Genomic DNA, 20,531 nt, shown 5'->3' on the forward strand with positions numbered 1-20,531 from the left:
TCCTTTCTATTGTTTGATTCTTCCGGCACAAATGATGTGCTGTTGCCAGTAGTCAGAGGTCAAATCGGTATAGCCGATTGGATTTCCGGCATGGTACATCTGATTATTTCCCACATAGATTCCTACATGGGTTACATAGTCGCTGGTGTTGTAGGTGGAATGGAAAAAGACCAAATCGCCAGCCTGTGCCTGTGACAATGGGATATGCTGGGTTGCGTCATACTGTGCCTGTGCGGTTCGTGGCAGGCTGATTCCGGCTTTTCCGTAGCACCACTGGGTAAGTCCAGAACAGTCAAAAGAGGTGTTCGGGTTACTGCCACCATAGACATATTTCCAGCCTTGATACTTCAATGCTTCATTCATAACCGCCTGTACCGTTTCGTTGCTGAACTGCTTCACGGTCAGATATTGGTTGACCAGCTCCACATAGAACATATTCCCGTAGTTATAACGCCAGCCACCATTTTTACTGACCGCTATTGGGTTCGTATAAGTTACTTTTGCACCGCCGGATTTATTCTTTGCGAAATTCTCTGCAAGGTTGAAGCTGTGCTTTTTCCCGTTCTTCGCCACATAGTCTGCATAGCCACCACCATAGTTATAAGACTGAATGACCACGTTAATGTCCGTCATGCCTTTTGCTTTACAGGAAGAAAGCAGGGACGCAAAATATTTACACCCCTGCTTAATAGATTCTTCTGTACTTAATGAGTTTGGCGGTAGTCCCAGACTTTCGCTGGACTGCATGACATCGGTAGCCGTACCGCCACTTTCTACCTGTATGATGGCAAGCAGGACGTTCACATACTCCGAGATACCGTTTTCTCTGGCATATTTTTCTACCATTGGCTGATGTTTGAGGACATCGGCTGACAGGTTCATGCCAGAATAGACAGGCGAATAGCTGTTTGAACTGTCGTCATCTTCGCCGGAAATCAATATCCCGAAAAAGAGGACAATGGAGAAAAGGACAGGAAATATCGTACCTATGATAAGGATACGCTTTAATCTCATTTCTTCCGTCCTTTCTCTGATTGTTTCGTAACAGTCTTACGGGCAGATTTCCCATTGACCTGTGTTTTCTGTACCGTAGATTTCTTATGATTGCTGATGGATTCCGCTACGTTTGTCTGGTTCTTTCTGGCAACCGATTTGACCTGCTGTTCCTGTCTGATATTGGTTCGGACAGTTTCTTTTCCAGCCTTGACTTCTGCATTTTTTATCACAGGAGAAGTAGCAGGACGCTTCATATCCGGCTTTATGACCGTATCGGTCTGTGCTGTTTTTGGAACAGGTGTGGCAACAGGGCGTTCATGGCTTCTGGTAGCTCCGGCTGTCGCTGATCCATTCGCATGAACTGTCTGCCTTGCTTCCTGTGCTTTCTGTAATTCCTGCTTTTTCTGTGAGATATTTTCCCTGTGCAGGTTGCGTTTCTGTGTACGCTGTTCCTGTCGGTTTTCCCGTTCTTCCACAACGCCACGCTTAAAGTCCGATACATTATCCTTTGCTTTCTGTTTTGCAGAGTGAACAGTATAACCAGCCTGTGTCGGTAAGTCTTTCACATTTTCTTTCAGAGAAGAAGCACTGTCACGGACTTTATTTTTCGTATCCATTACAGCACCTACCGCAGAACCAATACGGCTTCCCATGGAAACCTCATTATTCCTTTGTGGTCTGGCTGGCGTATTTTTATGTGTAGAACGAGAGTGATTATAAGCAGAACCAGCGACTGCACCAGCACCAGCTCCGACCATACTTCCTGTACCCACAGCCCTTGCAAGTCGGCGTTCCATACGTCTTGCCCTGTGTCGCATGAACACCATCGGTCTACGGAATATCCGGCGACCTATCTGCTGGCTGTCATTGGCATTAAGGCTGAACATACTCATTAGTTCTCCGAGCTTCATGTAGATTCCGGCAAAACAGATTATCTGCAAAAACGCCACCATGAAGAACGGATAGTCCGTGGAAATGTTGTAGAACATACTGGAAATCGAAAATGCCACGGTCACAATCAGCGTAATTCCGGCTCTTGTCATAATGGCGTTGAACACACGGACAACTGCCTGTTTCGCCATGTTCTCATAGGTCGGTATCATGGACAGTAAAAAACTGACAGGTAAAAACATGGCATATATGATAAATAGTATCTGGGAAAATAACATCATGCCGGTAAGCAGGAAGATAAAGATTGTGATACCGAGATTGAAAATGAGCAGGAAAAACACCATACCCAGACGGTTGACGACCTGTGGAATGGTAAGGTTGTCATTGTCGTTATCTTCAATCTCTGTTTTGACAACATTTTCCCTTGTTTCTCCATCTTCGTCTGACGGACTGGCAGATACCAGAGCTTCCACACGGTCAGCCCCGATTTCTTCGGTATCACTGTTCCCGAACTGCAATAACAGCCACGGTTTTTCTACTTGTATCGAAAACAGGCTGTCACGGATAAGGTCTACGCTGTCTTTCCCTTTGCTTTGTGAATCGGGGAGCATGATTTTTGTCCCCAAGTCCAGAGAAGCGGTGCTGATGTCCGAACTGAAATCATTGATTTTCTGGATATAGTTGGGAGCATAAGCAATAAAGGACGCAGACACAATGAACACCACCACAAAGTTGATAACAGCGTGAAGTGCCTTGCTTGTTTCCCGTTTGAGAAGCCCTGTATAGGCGGTATAAACACCTACAATCAGAATGATAATGAGCAGGAATCCCACATAGAATCCACTGCTGGAAAATCCATGTTCGGTTACTCCGGCAAGTGTCTGGATACTTTTCCCGATACTGTCAGCCATGTCATTGATAAAGTCCAGCTTATACGCCTGTTGCACCACATATCCTGTGGCATTGCTAAGATACAGGCTGATTGTCCAGACAAAATTTGTGATACAGTAAAGCCCGTACTGCACCGATTTTCCAATGCCGTCCAGCCAGTTCCACGGAAGCCAAGACCAGCTATTGTCCACATAGAAATCAAGCTGATAATTGGAAAGCGGATACTTTGAATACAGGTTGTCTGCATTGACCGTATCATCGACCAGTCCAGACGCATGAGCTACCGTCCCAAGCAGGAACAGCAGTACCAGCGTGACGGTCACGGCAAGCAGAACCAGTTTCAGTACATGGAATACCTTTTCTTTTGTGACAGATTTCATCATTCCAAATCCACCTCACTTTTTATCGGCGGTCTGGTATCAAAGGCATGGAGCAGTTCTACAAAGACAGGGTGTATCTGTACCACGCCGACACGCCCGTATAAATCCTGCATTAAGCATTGTCCGTTCTCCAAATCCCTCAACCGTTTCTGGTTGTTTTCGTCCTCACTGTCCAGTCCGAAAAACTCTAAGGTCTGTTTGATTTCATTGGTATCTGTGGAGCGGAACGCAAACTTTAAACCGATGTTATTTTTTAGGCTTTCTTTCGATACGTCCCCAGAGGATTGTGTCACGAAATAAACTCCGGCGTTCATGGCTCTACCAGCACGCACCAGCTTGTTTGAGAGTGTTTCTCCTTGTGCCACATTTAAGAACGCCCATGCTTCGTCCAAGTCTACAATTTTAAAAATACTTCGGTCACTGTGAATAAAGTCAAGGGCAAAGGTACTGATAACAATTAAGATGGATACCGACAACAGCTCAATGGTCGTGTATTCCTCAAAGGTGGTATCCTTATCCGGCAGAACCAAATCTGCAACCTGTATGATGTTGAGCTGGTTATCCAGACTGATTGCATTTTCCACCGAACCGTCCGAGAACAGGAGCTGTGCAAAATCATAGTCAGTAAAACTTTCGATATGGTCTGCAATGTTACGGGATACGGCGGTATCCTCTTTCCGCAGTTCCTCAATGACCTGCAACAGCCCGTGGTTCTGATTCTGGGATACCGTGCGGACAGCTTTTCTAAGGACAGGAAACTTTCCGCCATCACGACTGCTGATACCTGTAAGGAACGTCAGAATATCAATGGCAAGACTTTCAGCGTCCTTGACATCTTTCATAATCACATACGGGTCTAACAGCCCTTGATTGCTGGAATCACTGGTAATGTTTACAATGTTGATTTCCTCTGCAATCTCCGGCAGTGTTTCTTTCCAGTTCCCACGCTCACTTTTCGGGTCTAGGATAACTGCCTGTCCACCGAACAGAACGGAATAATACACCAGCAGGTTATTACAGAATGATTTTCCACCACCAAGCGAACCCACAAAGGCAGAAGCCAACGCATTTGTGACCGTACCTTTTACCCCTTGACTGGCAAGGGACGGTTGCAGGTAGACATTTCTTCCTGTATCCACGGAATATCCGATATAGACTCCTGTATTTTCTCCCAACATCTGGGTAGCACCGAAACCAAGTCCGGCTAAAAAGTCGGATTTCACATACTGGATATAATCATTGATATAACGTTTGCTGGCTGGAAGAAACTCTCCATGCAGTCCCATCATATCTCCGGCAGGGCGAACCAGCTTCACATTCAAATCATCGTAAAAGTCCTTGACTTCATCACAACGGCGTTTCAGTTCGTCAAGATCGGGTGCAGATACCCGTATGACGTAACTTAACTTGTACATACTTTCCTTGCTCTGGTCTAAATCTGTTTCCAGTTCATCGACACTGTCTAAGGCTTCCACCACATTTGAACTTGTTTCATTTCCGGCTTGATAGGCGTGATTGTCCAAGTCCTTTAATTCCTTTTTCTTATTACGGACAGTGGTTAAGGCTTTCTTATTTCCGACAATCTCAACATTCATGGACGTATCCACAGGGAATGTGAACTGCTGTTGCTGGAAATAAAAGATTTCCGATGATGGGAAGTCCAGCTCCCCGACAATGGCATTGACCGTAAAGTAGGATACATAGCTTTCGCTGTCCTCATGTTCCAGACGCAAATATCGCTGGCTTTCTTCTACCACACAACGGGTAGGACGGATAAGGTCATAATACTTAATCAGTGTTTCTCTTTTTAATTTTCTTTTTGGCAGAGGATACACATAATCTTCATAAGCTATCCCGTCCCTGCCGTAGAGGTGTTCCATCAGATAGGCAAAATCTTTGGCTTCCAGTCGGCGGATTTTGAATCTACGGGAGATTTTGTTTTCCAGCAGTTTTTCCATCTTCGCATAACGGTTGATTTCATCATTGCTCATGGAAACAAAGTCATTCATCAGCGTGTGCCTTACCTCATTCAAAAACTCACGGAATGTCAGAAATACCGATTTTTTGATGTTCTTCAGATTGACTTCGTCCTCTGTGACCATGAGCTTGAATCCCAGAAAGAAACGGTAATCAACTTGATTGTCGCCTATCATGGATACAAGGGCTTCGGTCTGGTCGTCTATCTTTTGGATTGCTACCTCACGGAGCTTTCCAGTGACCAGCTTCTTTGACTGTTCCTGTATGCTTCGGATTGAACTTTCAGTTGCAATCTGCAACGCATGAATCTTTCCCTCACGGGACTGTGCGATAAGCTGACGGAAGCTGTCATGCACAAGGTATTTCTGTTCTGGGGATAAGAATGAATAATTGTACGGTATCAGCTCATAGTAGGCGAACACCTCATTGTCCTTATTCCAGACAAGGTTATTGTCGATATATTTAATCGGGAACATAGGTCACACTCCTTACTGCCGTGATAGTTTCCTCAAATTTCTGCTTATGCAGGTTCACGGCTTTTCCGGCATAAGTCACTTTGGGACGCAGAGCATACAGCACCATCGTCTTGATGTAACTGTATGGCTTTTTCCCGTCAAAGGTTTTCTGTGACATAAACCATGTAAGGGCAACGGGAATCCCGAAATATTTCAAAAACGCACCCTCAATCATGGAAAGTGGCGGTACATCTGCAAACAGAATGATGATAAATTCCGTCAGCACGAACCATGTAATCTGGGTAAAGGTCACAGGGAATGGCAGGTTTACATCATTGATGGCATACAGTACCTTTTCCACGTTCCAGATACTTGTATAACTTCGGATTTTCTTCACTTGTAAATGCTCCTTTCTTCATTTTCCTAACAACAGGGACAGCCGGATTTTCCAGACTGCCCCAAGAGAAAAGCTGACAGTAGCACCAGTGGCGGTGCTGATCTGCCAGCCCTTAACGCAGTACCTCACAGATACCAGCGTTTGTTGCAATAAATGTCCCCTCTATATCGAGGTCACGCCCGTAGGCTTCATAGTCGATATAGTTCTGTAAAGAGGACGGGATTTCTCCGAGTATCTGTTCTTCATCAATCAGATAGTAGGCTAAATCGGTCATCGTTTCACAGCCGGAATACAGAATGATGTCGTCCTTATGTTCCACCAGTTCTTCCAGACTTCCATAGCAGGATATAAAACTGTCCAAGTCGTCCAGCAGGTAATCCGGTAATTCTTCCAACTGCTCATAGATACGGTTCAGTTCTTCGATGGAAATGTATTCGCTAATCTCCATCGGGAAGTTGTCCGTATCATGGATTGCGTATTCTTCGTACTCTGCATTTAAGCCGATACGTTCTGCAATCACTTCTTCGTCCAACGGAAAAGAGAACCAGTCCCCGACCAGTTCTCCCTCATTGTACTTGCCAAGATTGGCTATATAGACTTGCATATCATCAATCATAAACGGTCACTTCCTTTCACTCATTGTATTCATAAAATCTGCCATGCACACACAGGAAATGTTCTGATGTTTCTTCCATATCTGAACAGTTCCGATGGTATGTAATATTGCAAAGTCCGGCTTCCAGCTCTTGCAGGTTTGAAAAACATTCTCTTTGAATTGCAGGTATATCTTCGGGTGGGATTTCACTCTCCGAAATCGCAAGGCAGATATTGTTTAACAGGTCAAGGTCTGTATCTTGCAGGATTTCAAAAGGAAAATCATAATCACTGATAAGATAACGGTCACTGTCCGGCGGTAAGCCAATGGATTGTTTTAATGCTTCTATGTTGCAGGGAAGTGTAAACCATGCACAGCCTGTATCTTTTTCCTGTTCATCAAGATTGATAACAAATACTTTCATTTCTGCCATAAGCAATACCACCTGTCAAAGTTTGAACATACCGTTGTTGCAGAGAGCATAACGTCCTTTTTCTTCCAGTTCATGGGCGTAGGCTTCCAGATTAAAGTATTTCTTTCCTTTTTCGGATAGAGCAGAAAATTCAATGTTATGCTCCAAGCGGTAACGGGCAACGTCCACGATGTTGTGGCACTCTGGATAAAACAGAAATTCTTCTGATTTCTGCAATAAATCCTCTACACCGCCACAATAGGAAATCAACTCTTTATAAGCCTGCTGAACCTCTGGCGATAAATCCGTGTAAGCAAAGTACAGCTTGTTTAACCGTCTGACAGAAGTTGACCTTACAATGTCGCCAGCAAAGGGGAGCTTCATATCAATGATTTGATAATCATTGCTGTCAGCTTCCACACCGAGCAGGTCACGGAACAGCTCATAATCAATGGGTAAATCAAACCAGCGAGAGGTTTTATCCTCTGCTGATTTGGTCGTTTCAATCAATACGCTACATTCTTCCATCGTAATTCAGTCCTTTCTTCTAATTTTGAGTATGAAAAAAGCAGTCGATCATAACTGAAAGACTGCTTAACTCTAAAACAATATTAAAGCGTTTCTTCTTTTAAATTCTGACTCAAAAGGGATTTTAACTCTTTTACATCATTTTCAGACAAATCATTTTGATTAACAAGAACCATTTCATTTTTTATTGTTCTGATATATATGTAATTTCTGAAAATCCCCCAACATTTAAAGGCGTTCCAATGATTAGTCCCGTTACCGATATCAGAACTAACTGTAATACCATCGGTATCAAAACAATATTCACGTTTTCCCGAAGTCAGTTTATTATCCATCTTTGAATGAACAATATTTATTACTTTTTTCTGAAATGTGTTAGCTCCGTTTATGATAATCCAGATAAAGAAAACCGAAAATAATAATCCAATAATACCATATCCAATACGACTATTCATAAAACAAAGAATCGTATATATTAACATTATGACAGCCATCACAGACGATAACCCTGTTGCAAATTTACGTTTCTTTACATTTTTATCACTGGCTAAAACGATTTCTTTTAAAATATCTTGTTCTTGCTGTCCGATTTCAATACTGTATCTAACCATAATAAGAATCTCCTTTAAACATTTTAATGATATTAGTATATTACCACAAGTTTGTGTTCAAAATGTGGGATTCTTAATTTTACGCTCCAATAATCTTATTAAATAACTGTAACAATACGTCTTTTACGCCGGACGCATTGAATACAAGACCAACGGCTACTAAGGCAACTACCAAGAATCCGATAAGTTTGGAAAACTCACGCTTGAATCCCAAGTAGATTCCGATAACAACAATCGCCATCAGCACAAGGCTCTGTGCGTTGCTTAAAAACCAGTTATAAAGGTTCTGTCCAAAATTCATGCTTTCTTTTCTCCTTTCAGTTCCATCATTTTTCGGTCAGACTGTCTGCCAGCCTGTAAAATACACATGGCAATCACGCCAACTGTTCCGCCTAAAGAGAAGAACAGGAAGTCAAATAATAATCGTTGCATTTTTCAATTCTCCTTTTCTAAAATCACATCTTCGGTTGATGTGGTCTGTTGTTCGATTATCTTGTAGTGCTTTTCCGTCAGTTTCGTGGATTTACGGATTTCTTTCAGATAATCAATCCCTGTTTTCGCTGTGATTGTTTCCAGCATTTTGAGTGTCGGGTCAACCTGCCGTTGAATCCAGCGTAGGGTTCTGTCCAGTGTGTAGGGTTCGGGTTTGGTCGTGAGCTTTAACGGCTCTCTGTTTTCCCCGATGAACCACGCCCAGCGGACAGATAATTTCCAGTCGCTCCGTTTCTTGTCTGCTTCCTTATCCACAAAGCGTACATAACGGTTGATAATAGAAAATGCCGTCCGTTCAGCGTCATAGTAAGTCAGCAGGTCACGGACAGCATAATAAGCACGTTCATTTTTCAACCGTATTTCAAATCTGTTTTTTATGGGTGCTTCCTCAATGGGAATCCCAAGTTTGATGTACTGCTCATAGCTTTTTTCATAGACACAGAAGTACACCTCACTTTTCAGTGAACCGATATAAAGCGTATACCCCATACCAGCCTTGTCCTGTTCCTCATGCTTGACCAGTTCGCCGGAAGCATAGGACTTAAAGGAACGGAACACCGATACACATTCCTCATTCCGGCATTTTTCGGTCAGTTCTGGAATATCTAACATTCCCGTATGGTCATTGATGGCAAGGTCAAGGCGTTTCATCACACCACCGTCCACCAGAGCGTCCATAAGGAAATCATACCAGCTCCGTTCCTGTGCCAGCAGATAACTTTCAAACTGGCGACAGCCTTTTCCTTTCAGTTCCAGCAGGACACCTTTTTCTTCATCGGGAGAAGTATATACGAAAATATCTCCGATGTAGTAGTGTTCTGTATAACTGTAATGCCCGAAGTCCTCATGTATCATGTACTGAATATTGAGCTGTAAAATATCTTTGATGATGTGTCCAATATCCAGTGTCGGAAACCGTATCCTCACATAATCAAACAGCATGGTAAGCGGTGCTTCTGGATTGAATTTTTCCAGAGCTTCCAAAAGTTTTACTTTCATTTCTTCTGTGACCGCCACCTTGCCGGATTCGATACGGCTTAAATGTTCACGGCTGATTCCAGCCATGACCGCAAGTTTCGTCTGGGATACACCGTACTGCAAACGCCTGTCTGCAAAATCCTGTATCCACTCTGTATCATTCAGTGCGATACCCCCTTTACGAAAAAACTGTGACATTTTTTATCCGATGTCACAGCAGTAAAAAAAGCTACCAAACGCTTGATTTCAGCCAAGAATCGGTAACTTTTGTGTATGTTTCCTTGTGATTTGTGCCCCTCTGTTAGATACCGAGGGGCTTAATATATGCTGGCGTGGCTACCGCCACACCAGCAAGGCTAGTCCGTACCTGTGGCTTTCGCTCCGCACGCCACCTGTCCGTCCTGCCTTATGTGTGCAAGTTTCCCAATCGTACCCAAGAAATCATAGCTTTTGGGTACAAGGGGAGTATAAAATTCCGATATGACACTTGTTCCTACATCACAGTATCCACGCCCTTTGATTTGCTTCTGGAAAAACTGCTTTTTCACATCACTTCCAAAGAGCATACCATAGCCAAGTTCACTCAGCCGACCAAGTCCCACACGGAAATTGAAATTATCTCTGATACCATCTCCGAAATATTTTGCGTCTGGACGCTGGCAAGCCACAATCAGAAAGTATCCAGCCTGTCTGCCGAGCATAACGATTTTCTTTAGCTGGCTTAACAGGGCAGTGCTTTCCTTTGTCGTCAGCATTTCCAAAAACGCCACATATTCATCAAAGATAAGGAATTGTGGAGCAAGCCCCAGATAAGCATAGTTTTCTCCTGTGCGGTAGTTCGGGTGCAGTTTCATTTCTTCTGAGCGTGTGACCATGCCCTCATAAAAGGCATTGACGCAGTCAATCATATCGTCTTTCGTGTGGTAGACATTTCCCATGACTGTTCCCAAATCTGCAAGGTCAGCGTTCTTCGGGTCAAGAATGTATAAATCCGCATTGGTTCTAAGCAGGGCTTCAATGATGGTCAACAGAAAATAGGTCTTTCCACCGCCAGTACCACCACAGATAAGGGCATGGGGAAGTGAATCATATTCCCACACCAGATTTTTCATTAACCGCAGACCGCCGTTTTCGGCAATCACTTCATCAATCGAAATACGGTTCGCTATCATATCATAGAGCAGGGTGTATTCGATATAGCCGTCATGCAGTGTCTTATCAGTCAGCTCACAGTACAGCCCCGATTCCAATTTGTCCTCTAAGGACAGAAGCTGTTCTTGATATTTTCCCATTGTGATTTCACACAGGATATGGAGCAATCCATTTTCCATCTGGTAATAAATTTTCGGAAACCACACGATTTTTTCTCTTGATCTGCTTTGCAGGTCAGTGAAAAAAACGCTGTCTTTGGTGTTCTCCGCTTCATACCATTTATTTTCCAGCACCATGCGAGCCAGCTTTTGTCTGTGTAGCAACCGCTTGATATGGTCATATCCGTAACGGTAGTAGAGGAAAGCGACCAATGCACAAACACCAGTCGCTATCAGAACCGTAATGGAATTGTAGGCAGTCCAAGTAATTCCGGCATGGAGCAGGTTAAAATCTTTCCAGTCTATAACAAGGAGCTGTCGCAGATTCAGTAGCAGGAACACCTCAACGAACAGGAGCAACAGCCAACCGATACAGAAGTGATAGACCAGCGATTTGTCACTGGCACGAATCCTGTTACCTTTCTTTTTCCACGTCATACGCTAACACCTCTTATTTCTTCGGCGGTTGCTGTGGAGCATTGTTCTGTGGATTTCCGGCATGAGTGCCTTTGTTCTTCAAAACAATATCGTCTGCTTTTACATACCAGTCCACATCTGCACCACGGTAATTTGCATTGGCTACCGTATCTGCAACAGGATTGATAAGTTCCACTTCGGCGTTGTAGTCATAGTCCTTTAACGGAACAGTCGCCGGAACGGATACCTGTATCATGCGTCCCTGTGTGTTGCACTTCAAATCGTAAGTACGTTCCTTGATTTCTTCACTGACTGTTCCATCTTCATTCTGTACATGAACCTCACGGCGTAATGCGGAGAACTTCAACACTCCAAAAGTCTTTTCTTTATCAATGACGATTCCATTTGCTAATCTCATAATCTGAATACCTCCTTATTTACTTTCCACTGGTAACATATCGTCTGCAAGTAAGATGTAATTGACAAATCCACGTTCCCCGATTTTATAGCCATTGGTAGTGATTCGTGGGTTGATAAGTTTTACTTTCTGCTCTGGCGAGAAATGTTTTTCGCCAGCTTTGGCAGGAAGCACAACGACAACATCATCGGCTCTCTGCACATCGGAATACAGGTTGTAGCTTCTGTTAATGACAGCCATACGCCCGTTGATTCTCTGTTGTTCCGTAGTATTTTCTCCGGCAAACTCCAAGTTCCCGAATGTCTTTTCCATATTTGGTACGACAAATCTTAATTCCATAAATAATTGACCTCTTTTCTTTCTATTTGTAAGTTCTTTCCTGCTGTACTTTGTGGGGAGCTACACTCCCCACGCCCCTAGTGGACTTCACGCTCCCGTAAATCAGAGCTTCACGGGAGCGTGAAGTTGCAAAAAGGGTGGCGACCTTGAACGCTCTACCAACCGCTACATTACCGCCTTACGATTTCTTTCTACGGCGTTTGAAGTAAAGCATACCGCCAAGCCCTACGCAGGAAAGACCGAGCATGGCAAGATAAGCATAGATATTGGTATTGTCGCCTGTTTTTGGGCTGTCACTTGTCTTAGTAACCTTAGATGGTGTATCCGGCGTGTCGGTATCCTTTGGTGTGTCTGGGACTTCCGGCACTTTCTTGATTGTCACAGTCTGTCCATCGTCTGTGATGTCCTTATGTTCTGTCATTTTCTTTGGTTCGTCTGGATTGGTCATATCGTATAATTCCTCAAAGGTGACAAGGCTCTTGCCACTAAGAGAAGAACCATCAAAGGTAAATGCAATCTCAACCGTCATTTTTTCACTGTCGGCTGTAAACTCATAATCATTGGATACCTTCTTTCCATCAATCAGAAGTTCGGTATTTTCCTCTTTTAACATCTGCCAGCCGGAAAGTTTGTATTTTGTCCCAACTTCCAGACCATCTAATGTGACTTTATCCACAATCGTTACGTCTTTTCCGGCTTCAATTTCTTTCTTGCCGTTCTTGTCCGTAGCGGTCGTATGGATTTTGATGATACGTTCTGTGATAAGAACGGTCTGTCCATCATCGTTGATGTCTTTATGTTCGGCAACCTTGACAGGCTCTTTTGGATTGCTCATATCGTACAATTCCTCAAAGGTAACAAGGTTCTGACCGCCAAGAGCTGAACCATCAAGACTGTAAGTAATCTCAACCGTCATTTTTTCACTGTCGGCAGTGAATGTGTAATCACTGTCTACACGTTTCCCGTCAATCAGAAGTTCGGCGTTTTCTTCCTTTAACATCTGCCAGCCAGAAAGTTTATATTTTCTGCCTGTTTCCAAGCCATCAAGTGTGACTTTGTCCACGATCTTGATGGCTTTTCCGGCAATAATCATTTTTTCGCCTGTTTTCTTGTCGGTAGCTGTGGTATGGATTGTGATTTCTTTTTCGTATTCATCAGTCAGTGTCCCTAAATCTACGGTCACTTTATTTCTGGATACGACTACCTCAAAAGCTGGAATCAGCTTAAATCCGGCGTTGGAATCACACTTTAATTCCTCAATCACATATGTATCATAAAGTAATGCACCTTTGCTGTCGTCTGGTTCAGATGTTCCAAACCATACACCGTCCTCACTGGATTTTCCGGCATTGGTATTGACCTTGTGGGAAGCCCAGCTTGAGGCAGTGGAGAACTGACCGTTTTTGTCCGTGACTACAATATGGGATTCTCCCGTTGTCTTACTTGTGATTCTGAATGGAACACCTGCAAGGCGTTTATGTGTACCTGCACCGATTTTTACACCCTCAATATCGCCACGCTTAATCTGGTTGTAGACAGAGTGGGATTTATCGGTCAAGTCCACGATTTTTCCATCTTCCGTGATAGAAAAGTCGATTGTCTTTGCACCATTTGTTAAGTAGCCCTCTGGTGCTTTGCTTTCTTCTAATCTGTAATTTCCGTAAGGAAGCAAGTCAGCAGAAGTAGAAGCAATTCCGTCAATGCCTGTCTGAATCTTCTTTACCGTTTCATTCTTGCTGTATAATTTTCCCTCAACCAGTACAGAACTGTCATTTAAGGAAATGATATTAAATTCTGTGTACTGTAAGGTCGCACTTCCCTGTGCTTTGGCATCCTTTGTTTCAAGGTCACGTTTCTGGATTTTTACACCGCCACGGATAACCTTGTCGGATACGGAATACTGGTTGCTTCCAGAAAGTACGGCAAGTTCGCTATCTTCGGAAATCTGTGTAAGGTATGTTCCCTTAATCTGTTCGGAACTTCCGTCAGCCTGCATATATGCACCATCTAATAGGTAGCCGTTTGGTGCTTTTGTTTCTGTGACAGTGAGTGTACCAAGTGGCAGTACATTTTTACCGTCCTGTGTATAGAAGCTGTCGCCGGATACTTTGTAGCTGTCGGCAAGTCTGGATACATAATGGATAGTTCCGTCACTGTCTTTTTCGGCAACGGTTTTGGTTGTCCATGTACGGGTAGCTTTTGCAGGTAGATTATCTGCATTGTAGTATCCGTCATAATAGCTCCATGTGAACTCTGCACCCTCTAAAGAAGCAGTTCCCTGTGGAGTAGATTTTCCTGTTTCCATGTCAATTTTGAATAAATCAATCAAAGTCTCTGTGACCTTTGGAGTGTCAGCAACAGTTAATGTCGCTGTTTTTCCAACTTCCACATTTAAGGCATGGACAGTAGAATCCAGCTTGTAACCCTTTGGAGCAGAAAGCTCTTTGATATACACTGTTCCGGCTTTCACCTCAACTTCTTTGGTATCGCCGTTTCCATCGGCAGTAAGTGTGGCAAGCTGGCTGTTACAGCCCTTATCAGAATAGACACCAAATGTCGCACCCTCAAAGGAATAGTTGGCGTTGTCATCTGTGACCGTGGGATTGGAAGAAGTCTTTTTGACCTTTGCATTTCCTACATTTAACTTTGCCCAGAACTGTCCAATGTCCTGTCCTTCGCCAGTATAAATGTAACCGCCACATTCATAGCGTCCTTTGTTTGCTTTCACAAATGCTTTCGCACCAGCATACACTTCATTCTGTACTGCCTGTGAGATTTCATTATAGGAAGCTCTGACGTTGTCGCACTGCCAGCCGAGCTGTTCACTCAATCTCTGCCAGACAACACATTGTTCCAGCAAGTATCCCTGTTTATAATTCAAGTTCGTATGAGAAGCGGTATATTGCTTGACGTACTCTAAGGAAAGAGCAACGTCAGCAATTTGATCGCTACTCATACGGGTACTTGCGTCAGAGCGTGTTTTATATCCATTCTTGAAATTGGTGTTGATGTCCACGCAGTAGGCAGTTTCGCCCTCAACTTTCATGTGTCCCTCATTGAATGTGGATTTGATAGAACCATCATTCATAACGTGTTCAATGTAGCCGACACGTTCTGCTGATTCTGTCCAGTATTGATTGCCGGAAGCATGAACCGCCGTCACTGGTAATGCTGTGAGAATGGTTGCAAAAGCAAGTGTTCCTGTCAGCAATCGCTTTACTAGCTTATTCATATTTTCTCTTTCTCCTTTCGATTTTGGGTATGAAAAAAAGACGCTCATTTATTGAACGTCTTTAACTAAATAGTTGATATTGAGATTTGGGATTGGGTACAAATCAGATGATTTTGATTGCACCTCATTGCATTAAAATTGCATTTTTTAATATTTTTATATGGTTTTATAGTTACTTATATTGCCTAAAAATGGCTTAAAATCAACGATTTTGCTTTATACTCCGTACTGTCTGTCTGGAGTTTGAATAGTTAAAAATTTCTGGAAAGCCTTATAAACAGGGCGTTTCCGAGTAGATAAAGTTCTATTTGATAACAAAATGATAACACAAGAGATTTTGGCATTATTTATCCGGAATCTTGTGGTTATCAGGTAATATGTGTGAAACCAACAAAAAGGTCTTACTGAATTGAGTGAAATCAATTTGGTAAGGCCTTTTTTTCATGTGCGCCTAGCGGCGCACGTTTCTAACGGGTTAAAGTCCCGAATCCACCCGGTAGTGGGAAGGATATAGCCGAAGGCAAGACAATGGTATCTTGTAGGAACACCGTATTGTGATGACCTAGAATATATCCGGGCAAGAATACAGTAATAGATTAGTTAAGTGAGTAACGCAGAAGTAATCCGACCAACGGAAGGAATAATGGTCTCCGCTCCGCTTCAGTCGGTGCAGAACAGACGTCCTCCGGTAGGGCGCAAGGGTACTTTTGATGGACGGTACGGCTGTCGAAAGTGCTTTTGCGTTACTTTTAACAAAAGTAACAAAACCGCCGTATCCGGCGAAGATTTCTTATAATCGCCATAATTGGCGGAAATACAAATTATGTGCCATATCTGGCACTCTTTTTAGAAGGAGAGGTGAGGAGCATAATGATGAGAAGAACGATTAGCGGCATGATAGGAACTGGATCGCTGGCCCATAACAGACGGGATTTTATAGCTGAAAATGTAGACCCGGACAGAGTACATCTGAATATCTGTTACCAGAATGAAAACCTGAAAGAAGTATATAAAGAGTTGTTTGATGATTCTGTGGAACGGTACAATGTGGGAAAAAGAAAGGATCGGCAGATTACAAATTACTATGAAAAAATTCGTCAGGGAAAGCAGGAAAAGCTGTTCCACGAAGTGATTTTCCAGATTGGAAATCGAGAAGATATGGCTGTGGGAACGACAGAAGGAGACCTGGCGGTAAAAGTACTGGATGAGTATGTAAAGAATTTTCAGCAACGAAATCCAACGCTTCATGTATTTAGCTGTTATCTGCACCAGGATGAAGCTACACCACATCTGCACATTGATTTTGTCCCTTATGTAACTGGCTGGAAAGGGAAAGGAATGGATACCAGGGTTTCCCTGAAGCAGGCATTAAAAAGTCTGGGATTTCAAGGCGGGAACAAACACGATACAGAGTTGAATCAGTGGATCAACCATGAAAAAGAATTGCTTGCAGAGATTGCACGACAGCATAGAATTGAATGGGAGCAGAAAGGGACACATGAGGAACATCTGGATGTTTATAATTTTAAGAAGAAAGAATGTAGAAAGGAAGTACAGGCACTGGAACAGGAGAAAGAATATCTCACTGCTGAGAATGAAGGACTAACTGCACAGATTGCGGAAGTAAGAGCAGATATCCAGCTTTTAAAAGATGATAAGGAGCAGGCCGTTCAAGATAAAGAGGCAGCTGAGAAACGTGCGGAAAAAGCTGAGAAAGATCTGCACAGTCTGGAAGAACGCAGAGAACGGTTACAGCCTGTTATGGATAATGTCAGTAAGGAAATAAAGGAATATGGGACAGTAAAGACTTTACTTCCGGAAGCTGGTGCATTAGAACGTGCAGCAACTTACCGGGATAAAAAAATAAAACCACTGTTTACCCAGATGAAAAATAAAATTGCTGCAATGGCTGTCCAGGTCAAAGAACTTACTAAAGAAGTAGAAAAATGGAAACATAAATATCAGGAAACAAAGCAGGTATATAACCGAGTTCAGAGAGAGTTAGATACAGTGCGTCAAGAAAAACAGCAATTGCAGGATGTTTCCGACAGATATGACCGGGTAGTGCGTGTCCTTGGGGAAAATGTTGTAGAGGATGCGGTACAGCAAGATATACAAGAGCAGAAAGCATTAGAAGAAAAACGGCAAATGGAGCAAATGCCCAAAGGAAGTATTCACGAAAGACTGGCTTGGGGTGCCCGTAAAAGTGAAATAGAGAATCAACAGCGTAAGAAAAATAAAACAAAAAATAGAGGAATGGAGAGATAAGACGATGAAAAAGCACATTTATGATGAAAGTAATGGATTGAGCTACACATTGCATGGAGATTATTACCTGCCGGATCTGGCAGTGAATGAGGAAGAACTGACATATGGTAAATACGGAATGTTGCGAAAACAGTTTCTGAAAGTGCATAGACCGGCACGATATCAGTATTTATTGATGACGGGGGAACTAACAGCACATCTGAACCGAGTCGATCAGGAGACCAGAGAGCAGGTGGAAACCTTGGTAAAGCAGATCGTGGTAAAACAGGGTGTGACGGAACAACTGAAAATGCAGGATCTGATGAAATGGGTTGGATTGATGAATAATATAAAGGCATGTGCGGAAGAAATTGTGCTGAAAGAGAGTATATATATGTGAGTAAAAAGGGCAGTCGAAAGGCTGCTCTTTGGCAATCTAAGAATAGAGTTTTGGGATAGAATATGATAGAATGTAAGAGACTAATCGGAATTTGTCGTTTTATTAATTTACATATATGCCTTTTACATTAAAAAGTGTTATTTTAGTTCCGCAACCGTTCGCAACCAAAGAAATATCGTGATAGTTGGTGGTAGCAACCATGAAATTTCGCTATCATGAAGTCACGAAAGGAGGTAATTAAGTGAAATATGATTTTTTAGGAGTTATTGTTTTTGGTATTGTACTGCTAATCGGGGTGGCGGTGATAGCGGCATTTATCACTGTGGGAATTTTCCTCATAAGAGCATTGAGTAGATATGTTAAATCAGGCAATGTCAGAAAAGAAAAGTCCAGCATCAAGAAATCTCTCGGTGAGGTTTTGAAGCAGCATCGTGAAGAGTGTAAGATGACGCAGGAGTTTGTTGCAGAATCTATCGGCGTAAGCAGGCAGGCTGTCTCTAAATGGGAGACCGGAGCATCTGACCCAAGCACTTCCAATCTGCTTACACTTGCAAAATTGTTCAACACTACGGCAGAAGAACTATTGCGTGAAGTACAATAAGCGTGTAACACGGATGTAAGACAACTGATTCACTATAAAGGAAAGGTCTATCAGATATGAAGAATAAAAAGACAAGAAGATTTAAGATAAGATATATCGTTTTTGGATTATTAGGTGTTATGGCTTTAGCGGCACTTGTATTTATGCGTTTTGGAGGTTTGGGCACAGGAGAAAATGTGAATCCAGAAGAGTTTTTAGCTTATGCTGAACCCGTTGAAAATATAACTGTGCCTGAAAGTGCAAAAATAATTGCATTGGGAGAAGCTACTCACGGAAATGCAGAATTTCAGCAGTTGAAGCTGGAAGTGTTCAAGCTGATGGTAAAAAATAATGGTGTTAGGGCGTTTGCCCTTGAAGGTGACTACGGCGGTTGCGAGCAGGTAAACCGATATATACACGGCGGTGAGGGGACAGCACAGGAAGCAGCCGCAGCGATTGGATTTTCCATTTATAGAACGGAAGAGATGGCAGAACTTATCTCCTATATGCGCCAGTACAATGAAAGTGCATTGGAAGGCGAAGACCTTCGCTTTTACGGTTTTGATATGCAGAGGCTTTCTTACAGCATGAGGTTTTTGAAAGAATCCTGCAAAGAACTGGAAGTGGACACAACAAACTTGCAGAAACTTGTGGAAGGTGAAAACTGGAGCAGTGAATGCGATTTATCTACTCGAACTGAAACCCTTACACAAGTGAAGAAAGAATTGGAAAGCAAGAACGGTTCGGAAAATGCAATTCACTTTGTAGATATTTTAATGCAGCATTCCGAGCTTCAAACTCTGACAAATGATGATGGTGCTACATTAAGAGATCAATTTATGGCAGAAAATGTACAGTGGATTTTACAGCAGGAGCAGCGAAATGGGCATGAAAAAATCTTTGTGACAGGTCACAACAGCCATGTCGCAAAATGGGGCAGTTTTGACTCGATGGGTAAACTTCTTTCCAAGGACGCAGCAAACGGTTACTATGTCATTGGTACCGATTTTTATAAAACCCATTGCAATATGCCGACCCGTTCGCCTGAAAAGCGTACAATTCAGGTGTTTTATTCCCATGACCCTTTAGCAAAGGCGGCAAAACTGGCGGGATTTGATATTTGTTGGTTGGATTTTACTAAAGTCCCGGAAAATTCTGAACTGGGTAGGCAGGCTTCTGAATACACCTATATGGGAACACTTGGAGAAAGCTACTCAATCATTATGCGACTTCTTCCTCCAAGTTATCGAATGTTTCAACCTCCTGCGGAGCTTTATGATAGTATGATATTTGTAACGGATGCGAACCCTACAAAAATATTAGAAGAATAACGTATGCAAAACTTCCTGTTTTTGAAACTGGAAAATCGGAAGCTGAGGAGATAGACTATTGAGAACATATGAGAATAAAGACGAACTTAAAAACGAGATAAATAAAAGCTTTGCAAAATATATTTCAGAATTTAATGATATTCCGGAGCATTTAAAAGATAAGAGAATTGATGAGATCGATCGAACTCCGGCAGAAAATCTTGCTTATCAGGTTGGCTGGACAACTCTTGTTATTAAATGGGAATCAGACGAAAGAAAGGGTATTCCTGTCAAAACTCCTTCGGATAATTTTAAGTGGAATCAGCTTGGCGAATTATATCAATGGTTCACAGATACATATGCTCAGCTGTCACTGCAAGAATTGAAAGACAGATTGAATGAGAATATCAACTCTATTTATGCAATGATTGATTCTCTGAGTGATGAAGAATTATTTAAACCACATATGAGAAAATGGGCTGACGAAGCAACTAAAATAGCTGTCTGGGAAGTATACAAATTCATACATGTTAATACAGTTGCTCCGTTCGGAACCTTTAGAACCAAGATTAGAAAATGGAAAAAGATTGCACTATAACTTCAAGTTTGGAGAATTAAGAAAATCGTTAAGGAAAGAATCGAAGGTGGTGCAAACGAAAAAGCAGTATGGAGACT

20 protein-coding genes are annotated in these 20,531 nt (G+C 42.6%); 5 read left to right on the forward strand and 15 right to left on the reverse strand.

Going from position 1 to position 20,531, the window contains the following annotated elements; genetic code table 11:
* Positions 1-6: 6 nt before the first annotated feature.
* From LI074_RS04290 to LI074_RS04360, 15 genes are all read right to left on the reverse strand, one after another.
* A complete protein-coding gene (locus tag LI074_RS04290; RefSeq protein ID WP_173697796.1) occupies positions 7-1,014 on the reverse strand; it encodes a bifunctional lytic transglycosylase/C40 family peptidase in 1,008 nt (335 codons plus the stop codon).
* On the reverse strand, positions 1,011-3,161 hold the full coding sequence (locus LI074_RS04295; protein ID WP_173697797.1) for a CD3337/EF1877 family mobilome membrane protein: 2,151 nt from the start codon (positions 3,159-3,161) through the stop codon (positions 1,011-1,013). Before LI074_RS04295 ends, LI074_RS04290 begins: the two co-directional genes overlap by 4 nt.
* Positions 3,158-5,611, reverse strand: coding sequence for an ATP-binding protein (locus tag LI074_RS04300; protein ID WP_173697798.1), 2,454 nt, complete (start codon positions 5,609-5,611; stop codon positions 3,158-3,160). Before LI074_RS04300 ends, LI074_RS04295 begins: the two co-directional genes overlap by 4 nt.
* Positions 5,598-5,987, reverse strand: coding sequence for a conjugal transfer protein (locus tag LI074_RS04305; RefSeq protein ID WP_005611098.1), 390 nt, complete (start codon positions 5,985-5,987; stop codon positions 5,598-5,600). Before LI074_RS04305 ends, LI074_RS04300 begins: the two co-directional genes overlap by 14 nt.
* Before the next feature lie 112 nt (positions 5,988-6,099).
* Positions 6,100-6,603: an antirestriction protein ArdA gene (locus LI074_RS04310; RefSeq protein ID WP_021414682.1), complete on the reverse strand. Its 504-nt coding sequence runs from the start codon at positions 6,601-6,603 to the stop codon at positions 6,100-6,102.
* Positions 6,604-6,619: 16 nt separating this feature from the next.
* Positions 6,620-7,015 (reverse strand): hypothetical protein, encoded by a 396-nt coding sequence (locus tag LI074_RS04315; RefSeq protein ID WP_173697799.1) that lies wholly within the window; start codon positions 7,013-7,015, stop codon positions 6,620-6,622.
* A gap of 15 nt (positions 7,016-7,030) precedes the next feature.
* Positions 7,031-7,522: an antirestriction protein ArdA gene (locus LI074_RS04320; protein ID WP_173697800.1), complete on the reverse strand. Its 492-nt coding sequence runs from the start codon at positions 7,520-7,522 to the stop codon at positions 7,031-7,033.
* An 83-nt stretch (positions 7,523-7,605) separates the two neighbouring features.
* Positions 7,606-8,133, reverse strand: coding sequence for a YcxB family protein (locus LI074_RS04325; RefSeq protein WP_005334889.1), 528 nt, complete (start codon positions 8,131-8,133; stop codon positions 7,606-7,608).
* 79 nt (positions 8,134-8,212) lie between these two features.
* Positions 8,213-8,434, reverse strand: a complete 222-nt coding sequence (locus LI074_RS04330) for a hypothetical protein (RefSeq protein WP_004844214.1) — start codon at positions 8,432-8,434, stop codon at positions 8,213-8,215.
* Positions 8,431-8,565 carry a DUF3789 domain-containing protein gene (locus tag LI074_RS04335; protein WP_005611092.1) on the reverse strand — a complete coding sequence of 45 codons (135 nt, stop codon included), beginning with the start codon at positions 8,563-8,565 and terminating at the stop codon, positions 8,431-8,433. Before LI074_RS04335 ends, LI074_RS04330 begins: the two co-directional genes overlap by 4 nt.
* Before the next feature lie 3 nt (positions 8,566-8,568).
* Positions 8,569-9,801 (reverse strand): MobT family relaxase, encoded by a 1,233-nt coding sequence (mobT, locus tag LI074_RS04340; protein WP_005423183.1) that lies wholly within the window; start codon positions 9,799-9,801, stop codon positions 8,569-8,571.
* Positions 9,802-9,959: 158 nt separating this feature from the next.
* Positions 9,960-11,351 carry an FtsK/SpoIIIE domain-containing protein gene (locus tag LI074_RS04345; RefSeq protein ID WP_173697801.1) on the reverse strand — a complete coding sequence of 464 codons (1,392 nt, stop codon included), beginning with the start codon at positions 11,349-11,351 and terminating at the stop codon, positions 9,960-9,962.
* 13 nt (positions 11,352-11,364) lie between these two features.
* On the reverse strand, positions 11,365-11,748 hold the full coding sequence (locus LI074_RS04350) for a YdcP family protein (RefSeq protein WP_005423181.1): 384 nt from the start codon (positions 11,746-11,748) through the stop codon (positions 11,365-11,367).
* Positions 11,749-11,763: 15 nt separating this feature from the next.
* Positions 11,764-12,087 carry a YdcP family protein gene (locus tag LI074_RS04355; protein ID WP_173697802.1) on the reverse strand — a complete coding sequence of 108 codons (324 nt, stop codon included), beginning with the start codon at positions 12,085-12,087 and terminating at the stop codon, positions 11,764-11,766.
* A 178-nt stretch (positions 12,088-12,265) separates the two neighbouring features.
* Entirely contained in the window at positions 12,266-15,319 is a 3,054-nt protein-coding gene (locus LI074_RS04360) for a VaFE repeat-containing surface-anchored protein (RefSeq protein WP_173697803.1), read from the reverse strand.
* A gap of 870 nt (positions 15,320-16,189) precedes the next feature.
* Between LI074_RS04360 and LI074_RS04365 the strand changes: the two genes are divergently transcribed.
* The 5 genes from LI074_RS04365 to LI074_RS04385 all read left to right on the forward strand — a co-directional run bounded on the left by LI074_RS04365 (position 16,190) and on the right by LI074_RS04385 (position 20,454).
* Positions 16,190-17,587, forward strand: a complete 1,398-nt coding sequence (locus LI074_RS04365) for a plasmid recombination protein (RefSeq protein WP_173697804.1) — start codon at positions 16,190-16,192, stop codon at positions 17,585-17,587.
* 4 nt (positions 17,588-17,591) lie between these two features.
* Entirely contained in the window at positions 17,592-17,966 is a 375-nt protein-coding gene (locus LI074_RS04370; protein ID WP_173697805.1) for a TnpV protein, read from the forward strand.
* Between the two features lie 241 nt (positions 17,967-18,207).
* Positions 18,208-18,567 (forward strand): helix-turn-helix transcriptional regulator, encoded by a 360-nt coding sequence (locus LI074_RS04375; RefSeq protein WP_014078281.1) that lies wholly within the window; start codon positions 18,208-18,210, stop codon positions 18,565-18,567.
* Between the two features lie 56 nt (positions 18,568-18,623).
* On the forward strand, positions 18,624-19,877 hold the full coding sequence (locus LI074_RS04380) for an erythromycin esterase family protein (RefSeq protein WP_173697806.1): 1,254 nt from the start codon (positions 18,624-18,626) through the stop codon (positions 19,875-19,877).
* 58 nt (positions 19,878-19,935) lie between these two features.
* A complete protein-coding gene (locus tag LI074_RS04385) occupies positions 19,936-20,454 on the forward strand; it encodes a ClbS/DfsB family four-helix bundle protein (protein WP_173697807.1) in 519 nt (172 codons plus the stop codon).
* Positions 20,455-20,531 lie beyond the last annotated feature (77 nt).

Origin of the sequence: Blautia sp. MSK18_10 (genome assembly GCF_020553185.1) — a bacterium.
In the GTDB taxonomy this organism is placed as follows: Bacteria; Bacillota; Clostridia; order Lachnospirales; family Lachnospiraceae; genus Blautia_A; species Blautia_A wexlerae.